This window comes from Micromonospora sp. (assembly GCF_048594385.1).
GTDB lineage: Bacteria > Actinomycetota > Actinomycetes > Mycobacteriales > Micromonosporaceae > Micromonospora > Micromonospora wenchangensis.
On the sequence record NZ_JBMDWU010000422.1, the window covers coordinates 1 to 17,958 of the forward strand.

6 protein-coding genes are annotated in these 17,958 nt (G+C 73.6%); 5 read left to right on the forward strand and 1 reads right to left on the reverse strand.

Annotated elements, in window-relative coordinates:
* Positions 1–98 precede the first annotated feature (98 nt).
* The 5 genes from ACOJTC_RS22875 to ACOJTC_RS22895 are packed head-to-tail and all read left to right on the forward strand — an operon-like array spanning position 99 to position 16,574.
* Positions 99–6,980 (forward strand): SDR family NAD(P)-dependent oxidoreductase, encoded by a 6,882-nt coding sequence (locus ACOJTC_RS22875; RefSeq protein WP_420118423.1) that lies wholly within the window; start codon positions 99–101, stop codon positions 6,978–6,980.
* The gene (locus tag ACOJTC_RS22880) at positions 6,977–12,190 is read left to right on the forward strand and encodes an SDR family NAD(P)-dependent oxidoreductase (RefSeq protein WP_420118424.1); all 5,214 of its coding nucleotides are present in this window, start codon (positions 6,977–6,979) and stop codon (positions 12,188–12,190) included. The genes ACOJTC_RS22875 and ACOJTC_RS22880 overlap by 4 nt, the downstream gene beginning before the upstream one ends.
* 49 nt (positions 12,191–12,239) lie before the next feature.
* Positions 12,240–13,061: an SAM-dependent methyltransferase gene (locus ACOJTC_RS22885; RefSeq protein WP_420118425.1), complete on the forward strand. Its 822-nt coding sequence runs from the start codon at positions 12,240–12,242 to the stop codon at positions 13,059–13,061.
* 47 nt (positions 13,062–13,108) lie between these two features.
* Positions 13,109–15,925, forward strand: coding sequence for a helix-turn-helix transcriptional regulator (locus tag ACOJTC_RS22890; protein WP_420118426.1), 2,817 nt, complete (start codon positions 13,109–13,111; stop codon positions 15,923–15,925).
* Positions 15,909–16,574, forward strand: a complete 666-nt coding sequence (locus ACOJTC_RS22895; protein ID WP_420118427.1) for an O-methyltransferase — start codon at positions 15,909–15,911, stop codon at positions 16,572–16,574. Before ACOJTC_RS22890 ends, ACOJTC_RS22895 begins: the two co-directional genes overlap by 17 nt.
* 162 nt (positions 16,575–16,736) lie before the next feature.
* Here ACOJTC_RS22895 and ACOJTC_RS22900 read toward each other — a convergent pair whose 3' ends face one another.
* The gene (locus ACOJTC_RS22900; protein ID WP_420118428.1) at positions 16,737–17,945 is read right to left on the reverse strand and encodes an iron-containing alcohol dehydrogenase; all 1,209 of its coding nucleotides are present in this window, start codon (positions 17,943–17,945) and stop codon (positions 16,737–16,739) included.
* Between the last annotated feature and the right edge of the window lie 13 nt (positions 17,946–17,958).

Genomic DNA, 17,958 nt, shown 5'->3' on the forward strand with positions numbered 1-17,958 from the left:
GTGAGGGTGGTTGGGGGCGGTTTTTGTTGTCGTTGGGTGAGGTGTTTGTGGGGGGTGTGGGGGTTGATTGGGGTGCGGCGTTGGTGGGTGGTGCTCGGGTGGCGTTGCCGACGTATCCCTTCCAACACGAACACTTCTGGCTGACCACCGTGGAGCGTGCGCGGCCCACCTCCGCCGCCTGGCGTCACCACGTCGTCTGGCAACCCACGGACGTCGACACCGCACCGCCGTCCGCAGGAACCGGCGACGGCACCGCACTGCCCGGAACATGGCTGGTGCTGACGGCCGGCGACCCGTGGGGGACCGCCTGGGCCGAGGCGCTCACCACCCACGGCATCGACGTCATCCACGCCGACGTGCCGGCCGGCGCCACCGGCCGGACCGAGCTGGTCGACCTGATCACCTCCGCCGGGAGCGATCTGCGCGGCGTGCTGTCCTTCCTTGCCGCCGCCGACGAACCGCTGCCCGACCACCCCGGCGTACCCACCGGGCTGGCCGCCACGGTGGCCCTCGTCCAAGCGATCGAGGACACCGGGAGCGCAGCGCCGTTGTGGCTGCTGACCGACGGGGCGGTACCGGCAGAACCCACCGACCCCGTGACGGGCACCACCGACGCCCTGGTCTGGGGCCTGGGTGCCGTGGCCGCCCTCGAACTGCCGGACCGCTGGGGCGGCCTCGTCGACCTACCCGGATCACCCGGCGACGACCAGGTCACCGCCCGCCTGTGCCGGATCCTGACCCGCCGCGGCCGCGCCGACCGGTTCGCCGTCCGGGCCGGCGGAACGTACGCCCGGCGGATCAGCCCGGCGGCCCGGCACACCACCACCCCAGCCCGCCGACGGTGGAAACCCTCCGGAACGGCGCTCGTGACCGGGGGAACCGGAGCCGTCGGCCGACACGTCGCGCGGTGGCTGGCCCGCAACGGCGTCGAACACCTGCTGCTCCTGAGCCGGCGCGGTCCCGACGCCGAGAACGCCGCCGAACTCACCACGGAGCTGACCGGACTGGGCACCCGCGTCACCATCGTGTCCTGCGACGCCGCCGACCGCGAGGCCCTGACCCGGGTGCTCACCGAGGTACCCGAGCAGTTCCCGCTCACCGCGGTGTTCCACTGCGCCATGGTGCTCGACGACGCCGTGCTGGCCGACATCACCCCGGCCAGCCTCGACGCCGTCCTGCGGCCGAAGATCGACGCGGCGACCAACCTGCACGAGCTGACCCGGGACCTCGACCTCTCGGCGTTCGTCCTGTTCTCCTCCGTCGCCGGTGTCCTCGGCAACGCGGGGCAGGGCGCCTACGCCGCGGCGAACACGTTCCTCGACAGCCTCGCCTACCGCAGACGCCGACAGGGCCGCACGGCCACCTCCATCGCCTGGGGTGCCTGGGACACCCCGGACGCCCACCGACGCAACCGCAGGCTGGCCGGCCAGGGCCTCGTCGCGATGCGGGCCGAAACCGCCGTCGACGCCCTCCAGGAAACCCTCGACCGGGACGAGACCTTCCTGATCATCGCCGACATCGACGAGCAACGGCGGGCCCCGCGGCAGCCGACGGAACCCACCGCGCCCACCGCCCGGCTCGACGGCATGTCCGTCCCCGAACAGACCGGCTACCTGCGGGACCTGGTCGGCGCGGAAGCAGCGTTCGTCCTCGGCCACGGCGACGCGTCCCGCGTCCCGGCGGACCATGCGTTCCGCGACCTCGGCTTCGACTCCCTGATGTCGGTGCAGCTGCGCAACCGGCTCAACCAGGCGACCGGCCTGCGGTTGCCGACCACCGTCGCCTTCGACCACCCGACCCCCGTACGCCTCGTCGAACACCTCCGGGAACTGCTGACCGGCGGCCACCGCACGGAGTCCACCCCGACCGTCGTGGCCGTCGCCGACGACCCGGTGGTGATCGTGGGGATGGCCTGCCGCTACCCCGGTGGCATCCGGTCGGCCGACGACCTGTGGCGGTTCGTCGTCGAGGAACGCGACGCGATCACCGGTTTCCCGACCGACCGCGGCTGGCCGGTGGACCTCTACGACCCCCGACAGGGCGCCCCCGGCCACACCCATGCCCGGGGCGGCGGCTTCCTGCACGACGCGGCCGACTTCGACGCCGAGTTCTTCGGCATCTCACCACGCGAGGCACTCGCGATGGACCCGCAGCAGCGGCTCCTCCTGGAGGTCTCCTGGGAGGCCCTGGAACACGCCGGCATCGACCCGGCCACCCTGCGCGACAGCGACACCGGGGTCTTCGCCGGCACCAACGGCCAGGACTACGGAATGCTGCAACAGAGCACCGCCGGCGTCGAGGGCTACACCCTCGCCGGACGCGCCTCCAGCGTGGTGTCCGGACGGGTCTCCTACGCGCTGGGCCTGCAGGGGCCCGCCATCACCGTGGACACCGCGTGTTCGTCGTCGCTGGTGGCACTGCACCTGGCCGCGCAGGCGCTGCAGGCCGGGGAGTGCTCCGTCGCCCTCGCCGGCGGCGTCACCGTCATGGCCACGCCGACGACCTTCATCGAGTTCTCCCGGCAGGGCGGCCTGTCCCCCGACGGCCGCTGCCACTCCTACTCCGACTCGGCCGCCGGCACCGCCTGGTCCGAGGGTGTGGGTGTGGTGGTGGTGGAGCGGTTGTCGGATGCGCGTCGTCGGGGTCATCGGGTGTTGGCGGTGGTGCGGGGGAGTGCGGTTAATCAGGATGGTGCGTCGAATGGGTTGACGGCGCCGAGTGGGTTGGCTCAGCAGCGGGTGATTCGTCGGGCGTTGGGTGTGGCGGGTTTGGGTGTGGGTGATGTGGATGTGGTGGAGGGGCATGGGACGGGGACGCGGTTGGGTGATCCGATTGAGGTGCAGGCGTTGGTGGGGACGTATGGGCGGGGTCGGGTGGTGGGGCGGCCGTTGTGGTTGGGGTCGGTGAAGTCGAATGTTGGTCATACGCAGGCGGCTGCTGGTGTGGCGGGTGTGATCAAGATGGTGCAGGCGTTGCGGTTTGGGGTGTTGCCGGCGTCGTTGCATGTGGTGGTGCCGTCGTCGCAGGTGGATTGGTCGGGTGGTGGGGTTGCGGTGTTGGGTGAGGCGCGGGTGTGGCCGGAGGTGGGTCGGGTTCGTCGTGCGGGGGTGTCGTCGTTCGGGATCAGTGGGACGAATGCTCACGTGATCCTGGAGGAGGCGCGGGAGTCGGAGCGGCCAGCCGAGTCGGGGCCGTCAGCCGGGCCGGTGTTGCCTGTTCCGTCGGTCGTGCCGTGGGTGATCTCGGCGAAGAGTCCGGATGCCCTGCGGGTCCGGGCGGAGCAGTTGTTGTCGTGTGTGGATCTTGATCCGGTCGATGTCGGGTATTCGTTGGCGACGACTCGGGCGGTGTTCGAGCATCGTGCGGCTATCGTCGCGGGTGACCGTGCCGGGTTCCGCACGGCCCTGCAGACCCTCGCGGACGGCGGTGACGGCACCGGACTCTTCCGGGCGGCCGCCGCGCCCGCGCCCCGACTGGCGATGGTCTTCTCCGGCCAGGGCTCCCAACGGCCCGGCATGGGCGCCGACCTGTACCGCCGGTACCCGGCCTTCGCGCAGGCCATGGACGAGGTGCTGGACCGGCTGCCGATCCGCGACGTGCTGTTCGGCCAGGACCAGGACCGACTCGCCGGGACCGGCTACGCCCAACCCGCCCTGTTCGCGTTCCAGGTGGCACTCTTCCGGCTGACCGAGTCCTGGGGAATCGTGCCCGACCACGTGGCCGGGCACTCGATCGGCGAGATCGCCGCCGCCCACGTCGCCGGCGTCCTCTCGCTCGACGACGCGTGCACGCTGGTCGCGGAGCGCGCCCGCCTGATGCAGGCGCTGCCCGGCGGCGGGGCGATGGTGGCGCTGCGGGCAGGCGAGGAGGAGGTCCTGCCCCTGCTGTCCGACGAGGTGTCCATCGCCGCGGTCAACGGCCCCCGCGCGGTGGTGATCGCCGGCACGGAGGAGGCGGTCCTGCGGGTGGCCGCCGGATTCGACCGGTCGACCCGGCTACCGGTGTCCCACGCCTTCCACTCCCACCTCATGCAGCCGGTCCTCGCCGACTTCCAGGACGTCGTCGACCGGCTGACGTTCAACCGACCCGAGATCGACATCGTCGCCGGTGGCGACGTCACCGAACCCGGCTACTGGGTCCGCCACGTCCGCGACACGGTGCGCTACGCCGACCGCGTCGCACGCCTGACCGACCTCGGCGTCACGGTGTCCCTGGAGATCGGGCCGGACTCCGTTCTGTCGGCGCTGGGCCCCCGCACCGCGGCCAACATCCCGCTGTGCCGCCGCAACCAGCCCGAGGACGTCACCGTGGTCACCGCGACCGCACGCGCCCACGTGCACGGCGTCGCGGTGCACTGGCCGGTGCTGTTCCCGGGCGCCCGGCGGGTCGACCTGCCGACGTACCCCTTCCGGTCCACCCGGTTCTGGCCCGCCGTCAGCCTCGCGACCGGCGACGTCACCCGCGCCGGCCTCGACGCCGTCGACCATGCCCTGCTCGGTGCGGGAGTGGACCTGCCCGACCGGGGCGGACGGGTCTTCACCGGCCGGCTGTCCGTCGCCGCCCAACCCTGGCTGGCCGACCATGTCATCCACGGCGTGAACCTCTTCCCGGCCACCGGCTTCGTGGAACTGGTGCGTCGCGCCGCCCGGGCCGTCGACGATCTCGCCCTCGACGAACTGACGCTGCGTACACCCCTGGTCCTGCCCGCGACCGGCACCGTGCAGATCCAGGTGACCGTCGACGGCCCGGACGCCGCCGACCGGCGTCCGGTCGCCGTCTACGCCCGGACCGGTGACGACGACGGCCCGTGGACGCAGCACGCGGCGGGCCTGCTCTCCCCGGCGGGGCCGCAGACCGCCGGCCCGGCGGGCGAATGGCCCCCACCCGGGGCGGTGCCGATCGACCTCGACGGGCTCTACCCCGGGCTCGCCGGCCGGGGCTTCGCCTACGGCGAGACGTTCCGGGGCCTACGGTCGGCCTGGCGCGTCGGCGACGAGGTCCTCGTCGAGGCCCGGACCACCACCGACCCGCAGGGCTACGGAACCCACCCGGCCCTGCTGGACGCCGTCCTGCACGCCTCGGTGTTCCTGCCGGACGGCCACCGGCCCCGGGTGCCGTTCCTCTGGAACGGGCTGCGCTTCCACGCGCCGAGCGGTGCGGTCCTGCGGGCGAGGGTGCGCCCCACCGGCCCGGACACCCTGTCCGTCGACGCCACCGACGAGACCGGCACCCCCGTCCTGACCGTGGAGGCGCTCACCCTGCGCGGCCACCCGGCCGACAGCCGGGTGCGCGACGCGTTGTTCGCGGTCGAATGGCAACCTCCGCACCACCGCGACCCTGCCGGCACCGACGGCCACGACCGGATCGACGTCACCGGTCGGGACGCCGGAGACGTCCTGGAGATCCTCCGGCACCGCCTGGCCGGCACCGCCGACCGGCCGCTGGTGATCGTGACCCACGGCGCGGTCCAGACGACCCCGCAGGACGACCCGGCGCTGCCCGACGCGGCGGCAGTCTGGGGCCTGGTGCGCTGCGCCCAGGTCGAACACCCCGGCAGGTTCATCCTGGCCGACCTGCCCGCCGACGGCGCCGGGGAACTGCCGGCCGACCTCTGCGGGTGGGACGAGCCCCAGATCGCGGTGCGCCCCGTGGGCGCACTGGTGCCCCGGCTGCTGCCCACCACGGCCGATGCCGACCTTCCCGCCGTCGATCCGCAGGCCACCGTCGTGATCACCGGGGGCACCAGCGGCCTCGGCGCGCTGATCGCCCGGCACCTCGTGGCCGAGCACGGCGTCCGCGACCTGCTGCTGCTCAGCCGCAGCGGGCCGGCCGCACCCGAGGCCGCCGGGCTCGTCGCCGACCTGGGCGCGCGGGTGCTCGCCGTCGACGTGTCCGACCGTGCGGCGCTGGGCCGGGCCCTGGACGGTGTCCGGATCGGCGGGGTCGTGCACTGCGCGACGCTGCTCGACGACGCCCCGGTGACGTCGCTGACCCCCGACCGCGTCCGACGCGTCATGTCCACCAAGGTCACCTCCGCCGGGTGGCTGGACGAGTTGACCCGCGACCAGGACCTGTCGTTCTTCGTGGTGTTCTCCTCGCTCGCGGGGACCCTGGGCAACGCCGGACAGGCCGCCTACGCAGCCGCCAACGCGGCACTGGACGCGCTGGTGACCCGCCGGTGGGCCCGAGGGCTGCCAGCCCGGTCGATCGTCTGGGGCCTGTGGGACACACCCTCGACCCTGACCGGCGGCATGGCGGCGGCGGACCGCGCCCGCGCGGCCCGCGCCGGGGTCACCCCCCTGCCGGTCGGGGACGGCCTGCTGCTGTTCGACGCCGCGCTGCGCTGCGCCCGGCCCGTGGTGGTGGCGGCCCGGCTGCACCCCACAGCCGGGGAGGCGACCGCACCGGTGCTGCGGAGCCTGCTGCCGCGACCCCCACGGCAGGAGCCCCGCCGCGACGACATCCGCGACCGGCTCGCGGGACGCCCGCCGCAGGACCGCAGGCGGATGCTCGTGGACCTCGTGCGCGGCCACGCGGCAGCGGTGCTGGGACACCCCACGACCGCGACGATCGGCCCCCACCGGGCCTTCACCGACCTCGGGTTCGACTCGCTCATGGCGGTCGAGTTCCGCAACCGCCTCGACGACGCCACCGGCCTGCGCCTGCCCGCCACCACGGTCTTCGAACACGCCAACGTGGACGAGTTGGCCGGGCACCTGGACACGGTGCTGTTCCCCGCGGCCGAACCGGCCGCCGGCACCGCCGACGACGAGCAGATCCGGCAGTTGCTGCACGCCATCCCGATGAGTGAGCTGCGCGGATCGGGCCTGTTGGACCGGCTGCTCGCGTTGGCCTGCGGCGATCCGGCCCGGACGGGTGCGCTGGAGGCGATCGACGACCTGGACACCGACAGCCTCATCGCGATGGCGCTCGGCGGTGCCCACCCGGGCGACCCAGACGAGGAGGTCCCGTCCCGATGAGCGACGAGAAGCTGGTCCAGGCGCTCCGCGCCGCTTTCAAGGAGAACGAACGGCTGCGCCTGCGCAACTCCGGACTGGCCGACTCGCTGCGGGAGCCGATCGCCATCGTGGGCATGGCGTGCCGGTACCCGGGCGGGGTGGGGTCGCCGGAGGAACTGTGGCAGTTCGTCGTCGAGGACGGCGACGGCATCACACCGCTGCCCACCGACCGGGGCTGGGCCGAGGACCTCTACCACCCCGAGCCGGGAACACCCGGGCACACCTACACCCGCGGTAGCGGGTTCCTGCACGACGCCGGGGTCTTCGACGCCGACTTCTTCGGCATCCCACCGCGCGAGGCCCTGGACATGGACCCCCAGCAGCGGCTGCTGCTGGAGGTGTCGTGGTCGGCGATCGAACAGGCCGGGATCGACCCGACCACGCTACGGGGCAGCGACACCGGGGTGTTCGTCGGCGCCATGTACCACGACTACCTCGGCAGCACCGGGACCGGCGCGATGATCTCCGGCCGGATCTCGTACACGCTGGGTCTGGAAGGTCCCGCGATGACCCTGGACACCGCCTGCTCGGCGTCGCTGGTGGCGTTGCACGTGGCCACCGGGGCGCTGCGGGCCAGGGAGTGCGGGCTGGCGCTGGTGGGTGGGGTCGCCGTCATGGCGACCCCGGAGGCGGTCATCGAGTTCGGCCGTCGCCGGGGACTGTCGAAGGACGGCCGGTGCCGGTCCTTCGCCGAGGCCGCCGACGGCACCGGGTTCGCCGAGGGCGTCGGCGTCCTGGTGGTGGAACGACTGTCGGACGCCCGACGCAACGGGCACACCGTGCTGGCGGTCGTGCGCGGTAGCGCGGTCAACCAGGACGGCGCGTCCAACGGCTTCACCGCTCCCAGCGTCAAGGCCCAGCAGCGGGTGATCCGCCGGGCACTCGCCGCCGCCGGCCTGGCCGCGGACGACGTCGACGTGGTCGAGGGGCACGGCACCGGCACCACCCTCGGCGACCCGATCGAGGCGCAGGCCCTGCTCACCACCTACGGACGTGACCGGCCCCCGGAACGCCCGCTGTGGCTGGGCTCGGTCAAGTCGAACATCGGCCACACCCAGGCCGCCGCCGGGGTCGCCGGCATCATCAAAATGATCTTCGCGATGCGGCACGGCCGACTGCCCCGCACCCTGCACGTCGACGAGCCGAGCCGCCAGGTGGACTGGTCCGGCGGCGGCGTACGCCTGCTCCTCGAACCCCGCGACTGGCCCCGCGGACAACGACCACGGCGGGCCGGGATCTCCGGATTCGGCGTCAGCGGAACCAACGCGCACGTCATCATCGAGGAACCACCGGCCGAGCCTGCCCCGCCGGCAGCCGGACCCCACACCGCCGTGACGACACCCCCCGGCCTGGTCTGGCCGGTGTCCGGACACACGCCCGAAGCCCTGCGGACGCAGGCCGGGCGCCTACTGGCCCACCTGGACCGCCAGCCGGAACCGGACCCCGCCGACGTGGCCCGCACGTTGACCACCCGCCCGGCGTTCCCGCACCGCGCGGTGGTCACCGGATCGGACCTGACCGACCTGCGACGGGGCCTCACCGCGGTGGCCGCCGGAACCGACGACCCCACCGTGTTCACCGGCGAGGCGCGCCCGGCCGGGCTGACGGCGTTCGCGTTCACCGGGCAGGGCGCCCAGCGACCGGGCATGGGCCGCGAACTCGCCCGGGCGTTCCCGGCGTTCGCTGCGGCGTTCGCCGCGGTCACCGCCGAACTGGACCGGCACCTGCCGCGACCGCTGCGCGAGGTCGTCTGGGGCGACACCCCGGAACTGGTCGAGCAGACCCAGTACGCCCAGACCGGACTGTTCGCCGTCGAAGTGGCGCTCACCGAACTGATGCGGACCTTCGGCATCCGACCGGACCTGGTGCTCGGCCACTCGGTCGGCGAACTCGTCGCCGCACACGTGGCCGGGGTGCTGTCCCTCCCCGACGCGGCCCGCCTGGTCGCCGCCCGCGCCCGGCTGATGCAGGCACTCCCATCCGGCGGCGCGATGGTGTCGGTACGCGCCGACGAGGCGGCCGTGGCACCGTACCTGTCCGCACAGGTGGCCCTCGCCGCGGTGAACGGACCCACCGCCGTCGTGCTCTCCGGAGCGGAACAGCCGGTCCTCGCGGCCGCTGCCGACCTGTCCGCCCGGGGCGTCCGGACCACGCGGCTCGCCGTCAGCCACGCCTTCCACTCCCCGCTGATCGAGGGCATGCTCGACGACTTCCGTGCGGTCCTGGCGACGGTGGAGCTACGGCCGCCCGTCCTGCCGCTGCTGTCCGGCGTGACCGGGAAACCCGCCACGGCGGCGCAACTGTGCACTCCGGAACACTGGGTGGCCAACGTCCGGGACACCGTCCGGTTCGCCGACTGCGTCGACGCCCTCGCCGGGCACGACGTCACCTCCTGCGTGGAGATCGGCCCGGACGCCGTACTGGCCGGACTGGCCACCGCGCCGGTGCCGTGGGTGCCGACGCAGCGCCGCCGGCTGGCCGAACCGGCCGCGCTCCTGGCCGCGCTGGCCCGGTCGCACGCCGACGGCCGGACCGTCGACTGGACCGCGTGGCTCGGCGACACCGGGCGGCGGATCGACCTGCCGACCTACGCCTTCCAGCACAAACGGTACTGGGCCGGCGGCATCAGCCTGGGGCGCGACACCGGACGCGGCCCGTCCGCCCTCGACCACGACATCCTCCGGGAGGTGGTGGAGTCCCCCGACACCGCCCGGCTGGTGGTGACCGGCCGGGTGTCCCGGCACGCCCAGCCGTGGCTGGCCGACCACGCGTACGGGGCGACGGTGCTCCTGCCCGGCGCGGCGTTCGTCGACCTCGCTCTCACCGTCGGCCACCTGGTCGGCTGCCCCGTCGTCGACGACCTGACCGTCGCCACGCCGATGGCGGTGCCCGACCAGGGTGAGATCCCGGTGCAGGTCGTGCTGGAACCGGGCGACGCCACCGGTCGGCGCACCGTGCAGGTGTACTCCCGGCCACCGGACCAACCCGGCTGGACCTGCCACGCCACCGGGACCCTGTCGGACCGGCAGCCGCCTCTGCCCCTGGCCGAACCGACCTGGCCCCCGGCGCAGGCCACGCCCGTGGACACCGGCGGCACCTACGACAGGCTCGCCGACCAGGGCTTCGCATACGGCCCGGCGTTCCAGGGCCTGCGTGCCGCGTGGCGGCGCGACGACGTCGTCGACGCCGAGGTGACGGTGGAGGAGGCCGGCCGCCACCTGGTGCACCCGGCCCTGCTGGACGCGTCCCTGCACGCGGCCACGCTGCTCGTCGCCGCCGGCCTGCCCTTCGCCTGGACCGGCGTCGCGGTTTTCGCCCCCGGCACCACGGCGGTGCGGGTGCGGCTGCGTCGCACCGGCGCGGACACCGTCGCGGTCGCCGCGTTCGACCAGGCCGGCAGCCCCGTGTACGCGGTGGACTCCCTGACGCTGCGGCCGGTGACCACGCAACAGGTGGCGGCCGACACCGTGCTGCGGCGAGCGATGTTCCACGTACGGTGGCAGCCGACGCCGGCCGGACCGGAGCCCGCCGGGATCACCTTCGACGTCCGGCGGGGCGGCGGGGCGAACCCGTGCGACGCGGTCACCGAGGCCCTGCGGCAGGTACAGGAATGGCTCGCCGGACACCACGACGACCACGAACGGCTCATGATCCAGACGGCCGGTGCGGTCGCGGTGACTGCCGACGACGCCGTGTCCGACCTGGGCGGCGCGGGAGTGTGGGGACTGGTGCGCTCCGCCCAGTCGGAACACCCCGACCGCCTCGTCCTCGTCGACACCGACGGCACCCACGACGAGCGGACCCTGAGCGCCCTGGCCGCCGCGGGGGAGAGCCAGATCGCGGTCCGCGACGGCCGGACGCTGGTGCCCCGGTTGGCGCGGACCCCGGTGCCCGCCGCGACCGACGACGAACCGCTGGTGCCACCGGACGAAACGGTCGTCATCACCGGCGGCACCGGCGCGCTCGGCCGGCTGGTCGCCCGCCACCTCGTCGTCGACCGTGGCGTGCGGAACCTGCTGGTGCTCAGCCGCAGCGGGCCGGAGTCGCCCGCCGCCACGGAACTCGTCGAGCACCTCGGGGCACACGTCGTCGCGGTCGACGCCGCCGACCGCGACGCGCTGGCGCGGGTGCTCGCCGGGGTCCGGATCGGCGGGGTCGTCCACGCGGCGGGCGTGCTCGACGACGGCGTGGTCGAGTCGATGACGCCGCAGCGGGTCGCCGGCGTGCTCCGGGCGAAGGTCGACGCCGCCATCGCCCTGCACGACCTGACCAGGGACCGGCCACCGGCCTTCTTCACGATGTTCTCCTCCGCCGCCGGGGTCCTCGGCAGCCCCGGCCAGAGCGCGTACGCGGCGGCGAACGCCACCCTCGACGGCCTCGCCGCGCACCGCCGGTCGCTGGGGCTTCCCGCCCAGTCACTGGCCTGGGGGCTGTGGGCGCAGAGCGACGGGATGGCGTCCGCGATGGACGCGACCGGCCGCGCCCGGGTGGACCGGGCCGGCGTCGCGCCACTGTCCGCCGCCGAGGGACTCGCCCTGTTCGACGCCGCACTGCGGACCGACATGTCCCTGCTCGTGCCCGCGCGTCTCGACACGGCCGCGAACGACGACCCGTCGACCATGATGCGTGGCCTGCGCCCCGCGCCGGCACACCGCAGCACCGAACAGCGCAACGTGCTGCACCGGCTGGTCGGGTTGTCCCCCGGTGAGCAGCACCGGGTGCTGGTGGACGTGGTACGCGGACACGCAGCGGCCGTCCTGGGTCACCCGGGCCCGGACGCCGTCGGTGCCGGACGGGCCTTCACCGACCTCGGGTTCGACTCGCTGATGGCCGTGGAACTGCGTAACCGGCTGCAGTCCGCGACCGGCCTGCGACTGTTGCCCACCCTGGTCTTCGACCACCCGAACCCCGAGGAGTTGGCGGCCCATCTGCGCGCGGCGGCCGTGCCGGCGCAGGAGGCCGCGCCGGTGCCCCTCCTGGAGACGCTGGCCCGACTGGAGGCGCAGCTCGCGTCCCTGGACCCGGACGACGGCATCCGACCACAGGTCACGGACCGGCTCGGTCGCCTGCTGTCCGACCTCGACGACCGGTCGACGCCGTCCGGAATCGACCTGACCGGCGCGTCGCGGCAGGAGGTCCTCAATCTGATCGACAGCAGGTTCGGCGTCTAGCAGCCCTCTCCGCGTCCAGCAGACCCTGCAGGAAGGCCAGGCACACCACATGGCGAAGTCAGCGCCGGTATCGACCGACGTCGGTCACATGTACGACGTCATGACCGAACTGTTCACCACGCTGCTCGACGGCAACATCCACGTCGGCTACTGGCACGACGACGGGGACCGGACCTCCGTCGCCGAGGCCGCCACCCGCCTCACCGACATGGTGATCGAACGCGTCTGCGCCGGCCCCGGCCGCCAGGTGCTGGACGTCGGCTGCGGAGCCGGTACCGCCTCGCTGCGCCTCGCCACGACACGGGACGAGACGGTGGTGACGGGAATCTCCGTCAGCCACGGCCAGATCGACACCGCCAGGGCCCGCGCGCGGGAACTCGGCGTAGCCCACCGCGTCCACTTCCGTTACGCTGACGCCATGAACATGCCGTTTGGACCCGGTATGTTCGACGGGGCCTTCGCCATCGAATCCCTCATCCACATGCCGGACCAGGACCGCGCGCTCCAGGAGATCGGCACCGTGTTGCGCCCGGGCGCACGCCTGGTCATCGCCGACATCATCGACAGACACCCGGCGAACGGCGCGGAGAAGGAGATCATCGACAATTTCTGTGCCGTCACACAGTGCCGCATCATCGCCGCGCTGCCCGACAGACTGGACCGGGCGGGCTTCGAGGTGCTGGAGTGCGACGACATCAGCGCCCACGTGATGCGGGCGTTCGCGGTGCTGTCCGACCGCATGCGTGAGGTCCGGGCCGACTTCGTCGGCAGGATCGCACCCGCGCACTTCGACCAGCTGGTCGAACTGTTCCGACGCTTCAGCGCCGTCACCGCGGCCGGCTACGTCCTGGCGGTGGCCCAGCGCCGATGACCGTGCGGGGAAAGGGTCCATCCCATCGATCGGTGGGGAGTCACCAGGTGCTTTCCCGGTACCAGCTCGCCCTGCTCGCCGACCCGGCGCCCGACGACGGGCGGCACCGGGCACCGCCCCACGGCCGGCCCGAACTGATCGGCAGATCAGCCGAGAGGGAACTGCTCGACTCGCTGCTGCGTGGCCGGGTACGCCTCCCGGCCCTGCTGTTCAGCGGCGGGATCGGCGTCGGCAAGACGGCACTGCTGCGCGCCGCCGACGAACAGGCCCGCCGGGCCGGCCGCCGCGTCGTGTGGGTCACCGGCGCACCCGTCGAGGCCGACCTTCCCTATTCGGGCCTGCACCAGCTGCTCTACGCCCTGCGTACGGAACTCGACCGCCTGCCCGCCCACCAGCGGGTCACCCTGTCGCGCATCCTCGGGCACGCCGACGGCCCCGTCCCCGACCGCCTGGCGACCTGCGCGGCCACCCTGTCCCTGGTCACCGAGCTGGCCGACGACGGTGGCCTGGTGGTGCTGGTCGACGACGCCCAGTGGATCGACCGGGAGAGCACCGAACTGCTCGCCTTCGTCGCCCGCCGGACCTGTGACCTGGCCGACCTGGTGCTGGTCGCCGCCGCCCACCAACCCGGGCCACCGCTCGCCGCCGGACCACACGTCCGTCAGCTCGCGCCGCTGTCGGACCACGACGCCGGCCTGCTGATCGACGCCCGGCACCCCACCCTGCACAGCCGTGTCCGACGTGTCATCCTCGACCACGCCCAGGGCAACCCGCTGGCACTGATCGAGCTACCCAGGGCGCTCAGCCAGGAACAGCGGTGCGCGAGCATGCCGCTGCCGGTCCACCTGCCGGTGACCCCGAGGATCAGCGGGCAGTTCGGGGCACGCATCCGCGACCTGCCCGAGCCGGCCCGGCAGCTCCTGCTGGTCGCCGCCCTCGACGGGAGAGCCCGGCTGGCGACGCTCACCGAAGCGACCGACGAGGCCGACGTGACCGCCCAGCTCGGCCCCGCCGAACGGCACCACCTCGTCACGGTGGGCACCGACCGGTTGCTCTTCACCCACCCACTGGTCCGGCTGACCACCATCGACCTGGCCACCCGGGCCGAGCTGCACACCGCCCACCGCCACCTGGCCCGGGTGACCACCGCCGACCGGGACGTCCGGGCCACGCACCTGGCGGCCGCGGCACTGGGTCCGGACGACTCCCTGGCCGAGGCCCTGGCGACGGCCGGGGACCGCGCCGCTGACCGGGGCGTCCTCACCACGGCCACCGAGATGTTCGCCCGTGCCGCCGAACTGAGCACCGCTGCGGCCGACCGCGCCGAACGGCTGGGCATCGCGGCCCAACTGGCCTGCCGCGCCGGCTGGCTCCGGTGGGCGGGACGCCTCAATCCGCCCCCGGGAGAGTTCGGCGTCACCACCCACACCGCTGCCGTCAGCGCGTACCTGCTTTCCCTCGACGAGGGCGACGTGGACATGGCGCACCGTCGCCTCCTGCGGGTCTTCGACGACCCCACCACCAGCATGCCGATGCGTCGGATGGCACTGGAGATGCTGTTCCACGTGTGCGTCCTCGCCGACCGGCCGGACCACTGGTCTGCCCTGGACACCGTCCTCGCCCGCCCCGACTGCGAGTCGGCGGACATCGTCCTGCGCTGCCGCGCGATCCTCTCCGGCCGGGACGGCGACGCCGACACGATGCGTGAGCGGTTCCTGGAACTGCTCGACCGGTGGCCGACGACACCGGCGGAACTCACCGCCCTGTCCACGGCGTCCCTCTCCGCCACCGCCGCCGCACTCGACGCGGTCACCGAGTTGCTGCCGGTGCTGCGTGGCCTGCCGGACGCCTCGGCCGACAGCCGGGGAGCACCGACGGCGAGGTTCGGCCTGCACATGGAGATCCTGGACCGCTACCAGTCGGGACGCTGGGACGAGGCGGAGACCCTCCTGCGGGAGAGCGCCACCGTCGCGGGCGTCAGCGGCCTGCGGACCCTGGAGGGCATCGCCCGCTGCCAGCGGGCGCTGCTGGCCGCCGTACGCGGTGAGACCGAACAGGCCCTGGAGCTGACCGACGAGGTGCTGCGCTGGGCCACCCCGCGTGGGATCGGGCTGGCGGTCATCCTGGCCCACCAGGCCCGGGCGCTGGTGGCCCTGGGCACCGGTGACCACGAACACGCCTACACGACCCTGTCCACCATCGCCCCCGCCGGGGCGGTGACCCGCCTGCCGGTCAGCGCCCGGCGCATCGTGTTCGACCTGGCCGACGCCGCCGTGCACACCGGGCACGGACCGCAGGCGGCCGCCTATCTGCAGGCGCTGCGCGACGGGGGATTCGACCGCCTCTCCCCGCGGATGACCATGCTGACCCACGGGGCCGCCGCCCTGCTCGCCCGGGACAGCCACACCGACGAGGCCTTCCGGCAGGCGCTGACCGCGCCGGGACACGAACGCTGGCCGCTGGAGCACGCCCGGATCCGTCTCGCCTACGGTGAGCGGCTGCGCCGCGCCAAGGAGATCGGCCCGGCCCGGGTGGAACTGGGCGCGGCACTGGAGGTCCTGGATCGGCTCGGCGCCAAGCCGTGGGCGGCGCGGGCCCGCAACGAGCTACGGGCCGCCGGGCTGGCGGTCACCCGGCCCGCCGAAGGGCCGGCCGGGCTCACCGCGCAGGAGGAGTCCGTCGCCAGGCTCGCGGCCCAGGGCCTGACGAACAAGCAGATCGCCGTCCGGCTGCGCCTGTCGGACCGCACCGTCAGCGGACACCTCTACAAGGTCTACCCCAAGCTCGGGGTCACCTCACGGACCGGGCTACGTGACGCACTGGAGATACGAGCCGGAGGGGATACGGATGGCACAGCAGACTGAGTTCACCGAGGCACTGCTCGACTACGTCCGGCAGGTCTCGCTGCGCGACGACGAGATCCTCGCCGACCTGCGGCGGGAGACCGCCGCCCTGCCGATGGGCCGGGCGATGCAGATCATGCCGGAGGAGGGCCAACTGCTGGCCCTGCTCGTCAGACTGACTGCGGCGTCGCTCGCGGTGGTCGAGGTCGGGACCTTCACCGGCTACAGCACACTGTGCATGGCCAGGGCTCTCCCACCCGGCGGCCGGCTGGTCACGGTGGACATCTCCGAGCGGTGGCCGATGATCGCCGCACCGTACTGGGAACGCGCCGGGGTGGCCGACCGCATCGACGTACGCATCGGTGCCGCAGGGGAGGTCCTGGCCGACCTGGAGCGCGAACTCGGACCGGGCGCGGTGGACCTGGTGTTCATCGACGCCGACAAGGCGGGCTATCCGGGCTACTACGAGGCCGCGCTGCGACTGGTCCGCCGGGGCGGGCTGGTCGTCCTCGACAACACGGTGTTCTTCGGCCGGGTGCTCGACGAGGAACACCAGGACCGGGACACCGCCACCATCCGGGAGTTGAACGTCTCGCTGCTCGCCGACGACCGGGTCGACCTGGCGATGCTGTCCTTCGCCGACGGTCTCACCCTGGCGGTGAAGCGCTGAACCGACCCGACCCGCCCGCCGCGCCCTGACAGGCGGCCCACGGCCCGGCCGCCGAGGCGGCACCTGCCTCCTAGGACGATTTGGAGGGTGTGCCCCGGTCGCCCGCACCGCAGGAGTAGGGCCCGGCCGCCGGGCACCGACCCGGCCCGGCGGCCGGGCCCGTCAGCTCCGGTCGCCGGTCCAGGCCGCTTCGAGGATCGCGGTCAGGCTGGCGGTGTCGGTGGGCCCCGGATGGTTCTGGATCAGGCGGGTGACGCCGGAGGCCATCTCCGCGAAGCGGGGAAGGTCGGCGCGGGCCACCCCGATGTCCGCCAGGGTGGCCGGGATGCCGATGTCGGCGAGGAGCCCGTGGAGCCAGCTGAGGAACACCTCGGCGGCCTCGGCCGGCGCGGCGTCGGTCACGTCGAGCCCGCACACCCCGGCGAGGGTCGCCAACCGGTCGCCGACGGCGTCGCGGGCCGCGTCCAACGCGTACGGCAGCAGCAGCCCGACGCCCAGGCCGTGCGGCGTGTGCGTGGCCGCGCCGATGGGGTACTGGAGAGCGTGCGGGGCCGCGTTGCCCGCGTGGGAGAAGGCGAGCCCGGCGAGCACCGACCCGTAGGACATGTCCGCCCGCGCCTCGGTGTCGCCGCCGTCCCGCACGGCCCGACGCAGGCTCCGGGCGATCCGCTCCGCGGCCAGCAGCGCGTAGTGGTCGGTGACCTGGTTGCGGCCGAGGAACACCTGCTCCACCGGGTCGCGCGGCCCGTGGGGCCGGGGTCGCGCGGTGTAGCTCTCCACCGCGTGACAGAACGCGTCGATGCCGGAGTGGGCGGTGACGGTCGCCGGGCAGGTGTAGGTGAGTTCGGGGTCGACGATCGCGAAGTCCGGCACGATGTGGACGCTGGACACCCCCACCTTCAGCTCCCGGTCCGGATCGGTCAGCACCGAGACGGGGGTCAGTTCCGAGCCGGTGCCCGACGTCGTCGGGACCGCGACGAGCGGAATCGTCGGCCCCGGCACCCGCGCCTCGCCGTAGAAGTCGCGCGGCGTGCCCCCGTGGCACCGGATGACGCCGACGATCTTGGCGAGGTCGATCACCGTGCCGCCCCCGACGGCGAGGATCACGTCGGCGTCCACCGCGGCGGCGGCCGCGACGGCCCGGTCGACGTCGGCGAGGGGCACGTCGGGATTCGCGTCGGAGAACACCTCGACGACCTCGACCTTCTCCCGTACGGCGGCCACGATCGCGGCCACCCCCGGCTGCCCCAGCAGGGTCCGGTCGGTCACGACGAGGACCCGTGAGCCGTTCTCGGCCACCACCCGGGGGATGTTCTGCGCGACCCCTTCGCCGACGATCAGCTGGCGTGGTCCACGGACTGTCTCAAGCATGGCGGTGCCTCTC